This window comes from Desulfobacterales bacterium (assembly GCA_030066985.1).
Classification (GTDB): domain Bacteria; phylum Desulfobacterota; class Desulfobacteria; order Desulfobacterales; family JAHEIW01; genus JAHEIW01.
The window spans coordinates 1-13373 of the sequence record JASJAN010000044.1 but is presented as its reverse complement, the minus strand read 5'-3'; the positions used below and the strand labels follow the sequence as shown (position 1 = coordinate 13373).

At 48.7% G+C, this 13373-nt stretch carries 9 protein-coding genes and 1 other RNA gene; 9 read left to right on the top strand and 1 reads right to left on the bottom strand.

What is annotated here, in order from left to right; translation table 11 throughout:
• Positions 1-428: 428 nt before the first annotated feature.
• From QNJ26_18555 to QNJ26_18515, 9 genes are all read left to right on the top strand, one after another.
• Positions 429-926: a (4Fe-4S)-binding protein gene (locus tag QNJ26_18555; protein MDJ0987547.1), complete on the top strand. Its 498-nt coding sequence runs from the start codon at positions 429-431 to the stop codon at positions 924-926.
• A 172-nt stretch (positions 927-1098) separates the two neighbouring features.
• On the top strand, positions 1099-2277 hold the full coding sequence (locus QNJ26_18550; GenBank protein ID MDJ0987546.1) for a (Fe-S)-binding protein: 1179 nt from the start codon (positions 1099-1101) through the stop codon (positions 2275-2277).
• Between the two features lie 61 nt (positions 2278-2338).
• A complete protein-coding gene (locus QNJ26_18545) occupies positions 2339-5428 on the top strand; it encodes a CoB--CoM heterodisulfide reductase iron-sulfur subunit A family protein (protein MDJ0987545.1) in 3090 nt (1029 codons plus the stop codon).
• 128 nt (positions 5429-5556) lie between these two features.
• Positions 5557-6393, top strand: coding sequence for a hydrogenase iron-sulfur subunit (locus QNJ26_18540; protein MDJ0987544.1), 837 nt, complete (start codon positions 5557-5559; stop codon positions 6391-6393).
• Between the two features lie 101 nt (positions 6394-6494).
• Positions 6495-8543: a molybdopterin-dependent oxidoreductase gene (locus QNJ26_18535; protein MDJ0987543.1), complete on the top strand. Its 2049-nt coding sequence runs from the start codon at positions 6495-6497 to the stop codon at positions 8541-8543.
• A 185-nt stretch (positions 8544-8728) separates the two neighbouring features.
• Positions 8729-9083, top strand: a transfer-messenger RNA (tmRNA) gene (gene ssrA, locus QNJ26_18530).
• 350 nt (positions 9084-9433) lie between these two features.
• On the top strand, positions 9434-10525 hold the full coding sequence (locus QNJ26_18525; protein ID MDJ0987542.1) for a hypothetical protein: 1092 nt from the start codon (positions 9434-9436) through the stop codon (positions 10523-10525).
• On the top strand, positions 10522-11418 hold the full coding sequence (locus QNJ26_18520) for a hypothetical protein (protein MDJ0987541.1): 897 nt from the start codon (positions 10522-10524) through the stop codon (positions 11416-11418). Before QNJ26_18525 ends, QNJ26_18520 begins: the two co-directional genes overlap by 4 nt.
• Before the next feature lie 22 nt (positions 11419-11440).
• Positions 11441-12142 (top strand): ERCC4 domain-containing protein, encoded by a 702-nt coding sequence (locus QNJ26_18515; protein MDJ0987540.1) that lies wholly within the window; start codon positions 11441-11443, stop codon positions 12140-12142.
• Positions 12143-12540: 398 nt separating this feature from the next.
• On the opposite strand, the gene QNJ26_18510 is transcribed toward QNJ26_18515, so the two are convergent.
• On the bottom strand, positions 12541-13373 hold an 833-nt coding region (locus QNJ26_18510; protein MDJ0987539.1), incomplete at its 5' end, for a PP2C family protein-serine/threonine phosphatase.

Below are 13373 nucleotides of genomic sequence, written 5' to 3'. Positions count from 1 at the left end.
GTCAGACGGTGAAGATGCTTCTGCCAAAGAAACATCGGTAAAAAAGGAAAAACAAGTACCTTAATTTGCATGAGTTGGAGGCTTTCAGATGCAAGGCACTTCAGGGCGAAGCTATAGTCAACTATGCTTCGCTCTGAATAATCCGCCTGAGGCGGACCGGTGGAAGCGTCCGACTCGCCCAGCTTGTTGGGGCGAAGCTGAAAGCGAAGACCAACGGGTGAAAATTAATGCGATAAAATGATTTTCATCCATTATAACTGAGCGGTATATTGTTTCACATCTATAATTTGTTTGACTATCTATAATTAAAAACAAGCTAAACTTCGCATTAATTTTCATGCAAAATAAGGTGAAAGGGAGTTTTAACCGTGAGCGCTGAGTTAAAAAAGAGAATCATCAAAGAAATCAAAGTTGATCTTGATAAATGAATTGGCTGCCGTGCATGCGAGGTCGCGTGCTCCGCATATCATGCCAGTCCAAAGTATAGCAGCATCAATCCGGCCCGCTCGCGTATCCGGGTGGTGATCGATGAGCTCAACGATTGTTATGTGCCGATCCGCGGCGGTGATTACACGCCGTCTGAATGCACCGGCAGGCACTCGTATAGGATTGACGGCAAGCAATACAGCCAATGCAGCTTCTGCGGCGTATCCTGCCCGTCCAGGGATCTTTTCAAAGAGCCCGATTCGGGCCTGCCGCTCAAATGCGATATGTGTGAAGACGACCCGCCCATCGATGTGCCCATGTGTGTTCAGGTGTGCCCGCATGACGCCCTCACGTATGAAGAAACAGAAGAGGAAAGCGAAGCAGAAGAAAAACCTGAGGAGCTGGAGATCGGATTGGAAGCGCTGGCCAAAAAACATGGCGTACAGAAGGTCAAAGATGCCCTGGCTCGCATGTCCAAGAAAGACAAAGGTTCCGACTAGGTTCTGGGTTCTGGGTTAGCCTGCAGGAGGTTCATCAGCGGATCCAACATGATTCATTTTCCGGCAAACGCGATGGTTCAAGCGGTTTGAACCTCTGAACCTTGAACCCTGAACCTTAAATCCAAAACATTTGAACCGTTTGTTAATATAAAAAAGAGGATTAAGACAGACATTGGAGAACGTTGCCGACTATAAAGAGATCGTCGATGTCATCAAAGAGTCCGGCGGAGAAGCCTTTAAGCACTGCTATCAATGCGGATTGTGCGACACGGTGTGCCCGTGGAACCGGGTGAGAACCTTTAGCATGCGCAAGATCATTCGCGAGGCCACCTTCGGCATGACACAGGTCGAAGGCGAAGATATATGGCGCTGTACGTCCTGTGGAAACTGCCCGCGGCAGTGCCCCCGGGGGGTCAAAATCATCGAATCCGGCGTTTCTTTACGTCGCATTGCCACCGAGTACGGGGTCTTTCCCACCTCCGTCAAACCCATCCGCACCATTAGCGCAAGTCTCACGGGAGAAGGCAACCCCTTAAACGAAAAGCGCGATGACCGGGCCAAATGGGCCGAAGGCCTTTCTGTCAAAGCCTTCAACGAGGAGATGGAAATCTTGTATTTCCCCGGCTGCTACCTCAGCTATGACCCGCGATTAAAAAAGGTGGCGGTGGCCACTGCCAGTATTTTAAAAAAGGCCGGGGTCAATTTCGGCATACTGGGCAACAAGGAGAACTGCTGCGGGGAAAGCATCCGCAAAACCGGCGATGAAGAATTATTCAGCCGCCTGGCCAAAGAAAACATCAAAACCTTTATTGATAACGGGGTCAAGCGCGTTCTGGTGTCCTCTCCCCACTGCTACCACACCTTTAAAAACGAATACCCTGAATTTATGGTCAATTTTGAAGTGGTTCACATCACCCAGTTTTTAGCAGAGCTCATTGAAGACGGCCGCCTTGAGCTCAACAATGAATACGCAAAGAAAGTCACCTATCATGATCCCTGTTACCTGGGCCGGCACAATGATATTTACGACCAGCCGCGGGAGGCTTTAAAGGCAATACTCGGCATAGAGTTGAGCGAGATGCCGGAAGCGCGCGAAAACAGCCTGTGCTGCGGTGGCGGCGGCGGCCGCATCTGGATGGAAACGCCCAAGGGCGAGCGATTCTCCGATCTCAGGTTGGAGCAGGCCACCGGGGTCGGGGCAGAGGTGCTGGTGACATCCTGCCCTTACTGCATCACGCATTTTGAAGAAAGCAAGCTCATGCTCGCTGAGGGTGAAGGCAACCCGGCTGACAATGGTAACAAATTAGAAATTAAGGATATTACGGAGATCATCCACGATGCAATTTTCTGATGGTGAATGAAAATTAAAAAGATCCATTTTATAATAATAAGTTAGAAGTGAGTAAAGACAAATGGAATTGGAAAAAGAACAAATCGAACAGTTATGTAAAGACTATGCGGAAAGCAATTTTGGAGATGTGATGGTCGTCGGCGGGGGCATCAGCGGAATTCAGGCTTCCCTCGATTTGGCCGACTCGGGCTACCGGGTCTATCTGGTTGAGAAGTCACCTGCCATTGGCGGCAAAATGGCCCAGCTGGACAAGACCTATCCCACAAATGACTGTTCCATGTGAATTCTCTCGCCCAAACTGGTCGAGGTCGGCCGGCATCCCAACGTAGAGGTTTTGACGTATACCGAAATTGAAAGGGTAACGGGGGAAGCAGGTGATTTCACGGTCACGCTGAACAAAAAGCCCCGCTACGTTATCGAAAACAATTGCACCGGTTGTGCGGTGTGTGTTGAGTATTGCCCTGTTAAGGTTCCGGATCCTTACAATCAGGACCTGTCGGCCAATAAAGCCGTCCATATTTACTTCTCGCAGGCCGTTCCACTGGTCACCTATATCCATGAAGACTGTCTTTATCTGAAAGAGAAAAAATGCGGCATTTGCGAAGATGTCTGTAAGAACGACGCCATCGACCTGCATCAAGAACCGGAAAAAATGGACGTCAAAGTGGGTGCCATTGTTTTGTCTCCGGGCTATGAGGCCTTTGATCCCAAGGTGCGGGGCGACTATAGCTACGGAAGCATGGAAAATGTGGTGACCAGTCTTGATTTTGAACGTCTGCTGTGCGCCACCGGGCCGCACGAGGGAGAAGTTCTGCGGCCATCCGACCACAAGCATCCGCACAAAATCGCCTGGATTCAGTGCGTCGGTTCCCGACAGGTGATTCCGGGCGGCAACAGCTATTGCTCGTCCGTATGCTGCACCTATACCCAGAAGCAGGTGATCCTGACAAAAGATCACGACCCTGATGCTGAGTGCACCATATTTCATAACGACATTCGCTCATACGGCAAGGATTTCGAGCTCTTTTTTCAGAGAACCGAACAACTTCCCGGCGTTCGGATTATCCGAAGCTATGTCTCCATTGGAAATGAAATCCCGGACACCAAAAATGTAACCATCAAATACGCAACACCCGATGACGGTGTTAAAGAAGAAGAATTTGATCTGGTGGTCCTATCGGTAGGATTGAACCCGCCGGCAGATGCTGCGAATCTGGTCGATCAGTTCGGTATCGAGCTTGAACCTCATGGATTCTGCAAAGCAAGCCCCGCCAACCCGATGGCCACCACCCGGCCGGGAGTCTATGCCAGCGGTGCCTTCCAGGGCCCCATGGATATTCCCGAGTCGGTGTATTCCGCCAGCGGCGCCGGCTCCCAATGCGGTGAATATCTTGATTACCGGCGGGGCAAGCTGTCCAAAGAAAGGATTTACCCGCCGGAAAAAGATGTTTCCGAAGAAGAGCCCAGGGTCGGGGTGTTTGTCTGTCATTGCGGCGCCAACATCGGAAGAGTGGTCGACGTTCCGGCTGTGGTGGAATATTCCAAGACATTGGATAATGTGGTTTACGCCACCGAGCAGCTGTTTTCATGTGCCACCGATTCGGCTGCATCCATAGCCGAGATCGTCAAGGAAAAAGGGCTTAATCGGGTAGTTGTCGCGGCCTGTTCTCCCAGAACCCTTGAACCGTTATTCCGCGATACGCTGCGCGAGGCAGGGATTAACCAGTATTATTTTGAAATGGCCAACATCAGAGAGCACTGCTCCTGGGTGCATTCTAAGGAACACGATGAAGCCACCCAAAAGGCCAAAGACATTACCCGCATGTCGATTGCGCGTGCAAGCCTGTTGCAGCCCTTGCAGGAAATCGATCTGCCGGTCAACCGCACGGCGCTGGTGGTGGGCGGCGGTATCGCCGGTATGTCCTGTGCACTTTCGATTGCCAACCAGGGACACGACGTCTACCTGCTGGAAAAAGATAAAGAGCTGGGGGGCACGGCCAGAAAAATCCATTACACGCTCGATGGCATGGATGTTCAATCCTATCTGAATGATCTGGTGCGCAGGGTGTATGAGCACCCTTCTATATATGTCTACACAGATGCGGTTATCACAGAAGCCACCGGTTATGTGGGCAATTTCGCCACCAAGGCCAAGTCTGACAGGGGTGCCATCGAGATCAAACACGGCGCCGCCGTCATCGCCGTAGGTGCGGATGCCTACAAGCCTACCGAATTTCTTTACGGCGAAAATGAACGTGTCCTGACCGGCCTCGAGCTGGAGGATCGCATCGTCAACGCAGACGAAGAACTGTTAAACGCCGGCAGCCTGGTGATGATCCAATGTGTCGGCTGCCGGCAGGAAGACCGTAACTACTGTGCCCGCATCTGCTGTAACCAGTCCATCAAAAACGCATTGAAACTAAAACAATTGAATCCCCAGATGGATATCTACATTCTGTTCAGGGATATCAGAACCTACGGGTTCGCTGAGGATTACTACCGCGAAGCGGCTGACAATGATGTGCGCTTCATCCGCTGGGAGCCGGAGGATAAACCCCAGGTGGAAGCGGTCAAATCGGAGGGCCGGCCGGTACTGAGGGTGGCAGTGACGGATCCCATACTGGGCCAGAAGCTGGCCATCGATGCCGACTATCTTGTGCTGGCAGCGGCCGTCATCCCGCCGGCCGGAAACCGGGAACTGGCCCAGCAATTCAAGGTCTCTTTGGGACCGGATGAGTTTTTCAAAGAAGCCCACGTTAAACTCAGGCCGGTTGAGTTCGGCACCGAGGGCGTCTATCTATGCGGGATGGCGCACTATCCCAAACACATACCGGAATCCATTAACCAAGCCTATGGTGCTGCCAGCAGAGCCTTGACGCTTCTGTCACATGATATCGTTACCGTCTCGGGTTCGATTTGTGAGGTAAATGAGAAAACGTGTATGGGATGCGGGGCCTGCATCGACGCCTGCACCTACGGCGCCATCGAATTTCGTAAAACCCGCCAGGGCCAGAAGGCAGTCGTCAATCCGGTTCTGTGCAAAGGCGATGGTCTGTGCAATGCCAAGTGCCCGACCGGCGCGATTTACCTGAAGCACTTTACCGATGAAGATCTGCTCAGCCAGATTGATGCCGCTGTCCCAGATGCATGAACAGGTTGACCGGTTGAGCCCGTTGCCGGTTGCCCCGTTTAGGTTAAAAATATTTTGCTATAATTGGGGCTTCAGGGGCAAATTGAAAACTATTGCAACTAAAAAATTGCAAAAAAAGGTAGAGCTAAATGAGTGCAGCGTTAAAATTTAAACCGAATATCCTGGGTTTTGTCTGCCATTGGTGAGCGTACGGCGCTGCTGACATGGCTGGAGTTTCCAGACTGCAATACTCAACTGAAATCAGGCTTGTTCGGGTGATGTGTTCCGGCCGAGTCGACCTTGAATTTGTGCTGCGCGCCTTTTCGAACGGCATGGATGGGGTGTTTCTGGGCGGCTGCCGCCTGAATGAATGCAACTACATTACCCATGGCAATTACGATGCCCTTAACATGGTGCTGCTAAGCAAAAAAATCATGGCGCACCTGGGGATGAATCCGGAAAGACTGCGAATCGAATTCATGTCTTCGGGTGAAGGAAACATTTTTACCGAAGTGGTCGACGATTTCAGTAAGAGAATAAAAGAGATAGGCCCGCTGGGCGAAAGCGAGGGCATCGATCCAGCTGAATTAAAGACCAAAATTGATGACGTTCGCAAGCTGGTTCCCTATATCAAGATTGCCAAAAGAAAAAAATTGCAATCCCGTCTTGAAAAAGAAGCCGATTATGAGGCATTGTTCTCTGAAGAAGAGATCGACAAGTTGTTTCATGAAGTCGTCTCTTACTATATTAATCCGGAAAAATGCCAGGCCTGTATGATCTGCCGCAAAAGATGCCCGGTGGAGGCGATTTCAGGCGGCAAGAACCAGATCCATCTCATTGACCAGGAGATCTGTATTAAGTGCGGCACCTGCTTTGACGTGTGCCCCCCTCGTTTTGGTGCGGTGGATCAGATGATCGGCGAGCCGGTCCCGCCGCCTATCGCCGAGGAAGAAAGAAGGATTGTCAGAAAAGCTAAAGCAAAATAGACAGATCTGTTTTCTTCCCAGCCTATCCCTGGCCGGTAGTCGAACTTTTCTTCCAAAAGCCAGGGTGCTTCGATAACCTCCTCAATATCAAGGATGGCGCTATGGGTGAAAAAAAAGAAATCTTTACCGATTGCACGCTCTGTTATCATAGCTGCGGAACCCGGGTGACGGTCGAAGACGGCCAGGCTGTCAAAATCAGAGGCCTGGGATCCCACCCCCTCAACAAGGGCCGCTTGTGCCCCAAAGGTGCCAATGCCCTTGAGGTCATTTACAGCCCCAAGCGTCTCAAACAGCCGCTGAAGCGTAAAAATGGCGGCTTCGCGGAAATCACCTGGGATCAGGCCCTGGACGAAATCGCTGCAAAGCTCATTGTCCTTAAAGATGAGTTTGGACCGCAGGTATTTGGTCTTTTCTGTGGTTCCATCGGCGTGGAAAACCTGGAGATGTCAACCCTGGTCCATCTGCTGCGCTCGGGTTACGGGTCTCCAAATTTTTTTTCGGTGGAAAGTATCTGTTACCGCATGCGCATTCGCACGCGCCAGTTGACCTTTGGGCGCTATCCCACCGAAGAACCGGACGCCAACCTCTATATTCTCTGGGGCCACAACCCCGACCAGTCCGATTTTCCGCTTAAATTTTTCATGAAGAAAAACCTGAAAAAAGGGGCTAAGCTGGTGGTCATCGATCCCAAGCGCATCCCCCTGGCCGACAAAGCCGACATGTATTTGCGCATCCGCCCCGGCACCGACGGCGCCCTGGCCCTGGCCATGATGAACGTCATCATTGCCGAAGATCTCTATGACCGTGATTTCATCGAAACCCAAACCACCGGCTTTGACAAATTGGTCCCCCATGTGCAGCCCTTTACACCTGAATGGGCAGAAGCGTTGACCTGGATTCCCGCCGATGATATCCGCCGGCTGGCGCGTCTTTTTGCCGGCACCAAAGGGGCCAGTATCTTCCAGGGCACCTGCACCCAGGATCAAACCGCCAATGGCACCCAGAACAGCCGCGCCTTTGCGGTTTTGCAAACCATCACCGGCAACATCAATATTCCCGGCGGCTGGGTGACAAGCCCGCCGCCGCGCTTCGGGCACCCGGGCTACAGCGTGGAGGGCATGCCGTTAGGCGGGGATCAGTATCCGCTGTTTTACGAGCTCTGGGGCCGCAAGGCACCTTACGGGGTTGTGACCCTGGTCCCTGAGAGCATTCCGGAAAAACTCAAGGCCTTTATGGTCATCGGCGGAAATCCGCTGATTTCCATGCCCGACAGCAATGCCTTCACTGCGGCATTTGAAAAACTTGACCTTCTGGTGGTCCACGATTTGTTCATGACCGCAACCGCCCGGCTGGCCCACTATGTGCTGCCGGCCTGCTCGCATATTGAAAAATGGGGGATCGCTTACACCTACAACGTATGCCATTGCCTGCCTTTTTTGATGCTGCGCAAAAGATGCATCGAACCGCTGCATGAAAGCTGGTCGGAATGGCGTTTTCTGACCGAACTGGCCAGGCGGCTGGGCTTGAGTGACAGCTTTCCGTGGAAAACCGAAGAAGAATTTGTCACTTTTATGCTGGCGCCCAGCGGTTTGTCCTTTGATTATCTGCTCAACGAAAAGCCGCAAGGCGATTTTTATGCCGAGAAAAAATACACGATCCCCGAAGGCCTGTTTCGCACCCCAACCGGCAAAATTGAGATTTTCAGCGACGAGCTGGAAAAGGTGGGTTTTAATCCCCTGCCCGCCTATCTGGAACCGGAAAGAGGTCCGGAGCGCGGGGAAAAGTCGTTTCTGGAAACATATCCGCTGATTCTTTCGGTTGGTAACCGCAATCTGTACTATACCCACAGCCAGCACCACGATGTTGAAGCGCTGCGCAAGCTTTCCCCGGAACCCCTGGCCGAGATCGGCCCGCAAACGGCTGCCAAATACGGCATCGTCGACGGCGATCCGGTGGTAGTGGAAACCAACCGCGGACAGGTCAAAATGAAGGCCAGTGTCGACGAGCGTGTGGCCGAAGGTATCGTGCTGGCGCCCCATGGGTGGGCCGGGGATGCCAACGCCAATTTGCTGACCGACATCGACTGCCGCGAGCCCATCATGGGCTATCCGGATCAAAAATCGCTGCAGTGCCGCATTCAAAAAGCCTAATCAGTGACCATCTGTATTTTGGGTATGGCAGTAATCTTTCCAAATTTATGATATCTGTTTGTATTAAACTGTACAATAATTGTACGTAGTTTCTTGACAAACCGCCTGAAATCACTTAATTTTTAGATACAAACCGGTTCTTTTACATACCCCACCCTACTTTCCGCAATTGACAGTCAGGTTATGGGGGCGAAACGGCTTCGACGGGGATAAAGAAGCTTGAGCTGCATACCGAGCGTCCTGTCAGCTCGTTAAAATGATGGGGCTTAACATAATCGCAGACGATTATGAATATGCCATGGCCGCATAATTAGGCCATCGTTCTGCCGGATTTTTCCTGCGGACCCGGTAAGAACGTCGACTAGCAGGATAGTCGACTCTGCCTGCCTGTGACAGAATCGGCGAAACCTTAACAGGCTAGTGCTGCTAGTATCCTGCCTGGAGGAGACCAACAGCATGAAAATCAATATCCGGGATACGTATGTAGAGGTTCAAGTGGAATATTTTCGGACGCGGGTTCGACTCCCGCCGCCTCCACCATTTGTATATAATAAAATCAAATAGTTGTCGAGATCAATCTCTGTTTTGTGCCCAAAATTGTGCCTATTTATTATGATTTTCGCGGATTTTCGTTGATATCTCATTCTAATCCCGCCGCCGTAACTTTAAGAGATTTATGGAATTCATCAGCCAGTGTCCTGAGCATACGCGAAAGGCAATGTCCCCCTTTTCCATTATCCTTTCCACCAAAGCCTCCAAATTAAATTCGTAGGAATGTGGTAAAGCCGCACCCATTTCCACATCAATTCGATCAAACAACGATATTTTGCTTGCTAATTTTCCTGAAACCGTATATTTTCTTGAACAAGAAAATAAATAGGAATAGGAAAATGCCAACAGAAAAAGAAATGCTTGATCAACTCCGGCAAGGAAAGGTCCAGTTACCGCCCCTGACTTTTAGCTTTATTGACGACCAACTGGATGTTGGGGATAACAAACGTATCGATGCATATGTCGAGGCGAAATGGAAGCGGAAATCGGCGAGATTCGCTATAGAATGTAAAGCCCTTTCAACGCCTAAATTTTTTCAAAATAGTATCAATTATCTAAAATCACTGCCCCTTCCCAAAAATATTTCTCCAATGCTTTTTATGCCGTTTTTAAGTGAACGGCAGCTTAAAGAGCTGGAAAGGGAAGGGATTAGCGGCATTGATCTGTGTGGCAATTGTGTGGTGGTTTATCCAGGAACATTCAGTGTATTTCGAAGTGGCGGCAAGAACCGATTCCCATCATCAGCCGCTATTAAAAATATTTACCGGAAAAACAGTTCTATGGTGGGACGGGGGTTTTTCGTTTATTCCGACTTCCAAACTGTTCAGGATATCCGTGCAACAATTAACCAGCGAAATCTCCTGGTGAACCGTTGGAATAAAAAACCTATGAGCCTTTCAACCGTATCAAAGGTTCTGAAAACGATGGTAGAAGACCTGATTATCACGCGCTCTGAAACCATTCGCCTACTACAGCCCGATAAACTATTGGAAAAATTACGAGAGAATTATAATCCGCCTGCCTTAAAGGAACGGATTCGTCTTAAAATTTCGGAAAACAACAAGTCGATATTGAAATTGCTATCTGAACAATCACAACAATTAAATTTGCCCCTAATAGCTTCAGGAACATCCTCTGTCACACGATACACTATGATGCAGCGCGGAGACCTATTGACTGTTTATTGTCCCAAGGTGGAGATGCTGCTTAATAGGTTGCCTGGAAGCCAGTCGGATCGATTCCCAAATCTTGAGCTTTTGGAAACAGAGGATGAACCGGTCTATTTTGATGCCCGGCAAGAGAACGGCTTTTGGTGGGCTTCACCGCTACAGGTTTATATGGAAATGATGGTTGGCGACAAGAGGGACCAGGAAATCGCCGATCAATTAAAAGCCCTAATTTTAAATGATGCTGGAGTGGTACAACAGTGAACAGAATTATAGACCTTCAAACGGCATTGCTCGACCTTTTGCAAAAAGTGAACGATTCAGATGTTAGACTCATCGCGGGCGGTGGCTTTGGAATATATCTTAAAACCGATTATGTTAGAAAATCGGGCATGAGAACGCTTTTGGATCAATGGCCAGAGCCGCGATCCACGAATGACCTCGATTTGTTTCTTCGACCTGAGTTGCTGATCGAACCATCAAAGCTAAAACCGCTGGTAAGCGCCATTGCAGACCTGGGCTATGAAGTTGTCCCTGGAGCTGAAAAATACCAGTTTGTTAAACCCGGGCCTGACGGTACTGATGTGGGTGGCATTAAGATTGATATCCTAACCGGTCCACAAAGTCGATTTAATGGAACCACGGTGAAGGCAGACACCCGCCGCGCCCGTCCCAAACCTTCTGTCGGAATACATGCCCACCCCGTTGACGAAGCTTTAACCTTAGAAGAGGGCTTGCTGCCAATCGTATTGAAGGGAGCCCTTAGTTCTGGTGAAGCCTGGAAATCTGAAATCTTCCTGCCACATCCCTACACGTTTTCCATGATGAAACTTTTCGCATTCAGAGATAGGTTTAAGGATCCTAATAAAGAGTTCGGCCGCTATCACGCATTGGATTTATATACTATTTTGGCAACGGCAACAGAGGAAGAGTGGGAGTATGCTCTCCAGCTGCGTGACCAGTATAAAAAGGACCCCTTTAATATAGAAGCTGGTCATTTGGTTTATGAGTACTTTGCCACGCCTGAGCGTTTGGGCATGATCCGATTGAGGGAAAGCCCCTATTTTCGACCGGAATTGCAAATTGAGAAATTCATGTCCGCCCTGCAGGAGTTGTTTCCCATCTGGGCTGAGTCGAGTCACGGTTTAGCTGAATGATAGGCGTCAACTAGTGAGATATATGAGATCAGATAAGAGCAAAAATAATCGTCGAATAGCCGTAATTGTTGATGATCGTGAAAGTAAAAGCGAGGTCATAAAGTTTCTGTCGGAAACAAAAAGTGTTTCTGTTGATATTAAACGCCTTTCTCTTGGAGATTACCTTGTTGACAATCGACTGATATTTGAAAGAAAGACGCTGAATGACTTTGCGTTATCCATTATTGACGGTAGACTTTTCAGCCAGGCGATACGATTAGCTAGCTCAAAATATAACAGTGTGTTGCTATTAGAAGGTACTGGGAAAGAGCTTACCGAAACCGGTATTCGCAGAGAAGCGATGCAGGGAGCCCTAATTGCGGTCAGCATAGTTTTAGGGATTCCTGTTCTACGGTCAAAAAGCCCATCTGAATCTGCCCAATTGATTTTATATACGGCACGGCAGATCAAATCTCTTGCCAGAGGCGCAGTTCAAAGACACGGCAGACGACCAAAAGGTAAGCGTAAGAAACAGCTTTTCATTCTGCAGGGCCTGCCGGGTATCGGCAGCGAGAGAGCGGCCCGGTTGCTAAATGAATTTGGAAGTGTAGAGGCCATCATAACAGCAACCAGTGAGGAATTGCAATCCGTTGAGGGCATTGGAGAGAATATCGCTGAACGGATAAAGTGGGTGATAAGGGAAGAATTGCAGCCTTACGGAATCACTGATGAATTTCCATTTTAATATGCTTCCCATCGTCTGTCTCTTTTTGAGGAATATAGCGTTCTTGACTAAGTTGGCTGCCTGGTAGCATAGTTGTAGTCGCTGGACAGGAAATATTATCCGTAATTGTGTCCATAATTGTGCCCAAATTTTATGTGATAGAATGATTTAAAATGATACTTAGTGACATCCGAACCGGAAAGGCTGTAGAAGGAAAAGCTCATTATGTTATCATTTTACGTCATTTTGTGTCATTGATAACCACTTGTTATCATAACTATTTTCCGAGTTCGACTCCCGCCGCCTCCACCAAAATATTTATTATTATATCATATACTTATAATATTTCCTTCCTAAAAAACCCCGATATCCGGTTGTTCAGATGTTGATCAACATGGTTAAGATTAGGATTCTTCATATTATCCGAAAACAACTTCGACTATAGTAAAATCATCCTCGAAAGTATCTGACTTTCCTAAGTTTTTTGCATAACTATATAGACGATCTAAAATTGACTGACCACCTGCCTTAACATTGCTCATAAAATCTGCAAATTCATCAAAACGCCACATAGTTCCATCTGATTTTTTAACTTCATACACCCCATCTGAAAAAATATATAAAGTGTTTCGTTCGCCAATCAGGCAATCTTTTTTTTGATATTTTCCATCTGACATGCCACCAATAATATAATTTGGTGTCCGAAGTTGTGTGGCCTGATAATCACCTTTTGGAGATTGGTCAAATAAAATAGCTGGAGGATGGCCACCACTTGCGTAAGTTAGCTCGCGGGTGCTCTTTTTATAGACGCCATACCATATGGTAAAGAACATATCGTTATTCTCTTCACCCGGAAAGGCAATGTTCAATGCCTCTAATACTTGTTCAGGATTTTTGAAATCCGTATTCGGCAATGACTGAGAACGCAGCACATTCATAACCGAAACCGAAAGTAAAGCGGCTCCTACACCGTGACCACTGACATCAATCAAGTATATTGCAAAATGATTCTCATCCACCATGTGGTAACCAAATGCATCTCCTCCCAAAGATGTTGACGGAATAAACCGCCAGTCAGTTCGAATGGGGCCTTCTGTAATCGGCTCAGGTAAAATGGTTTTCACATAGTCGGCTGCATCGGCAAGCTCCTGGTTAAGTAACTTTAATGTCTGGTTACGTTCGATAAGGGCAGCGTTGGTCTTTTGGTGCTCTTGCTCAAGTTTTTCTTCTGCAGTGATGGCTGAACGAGTAT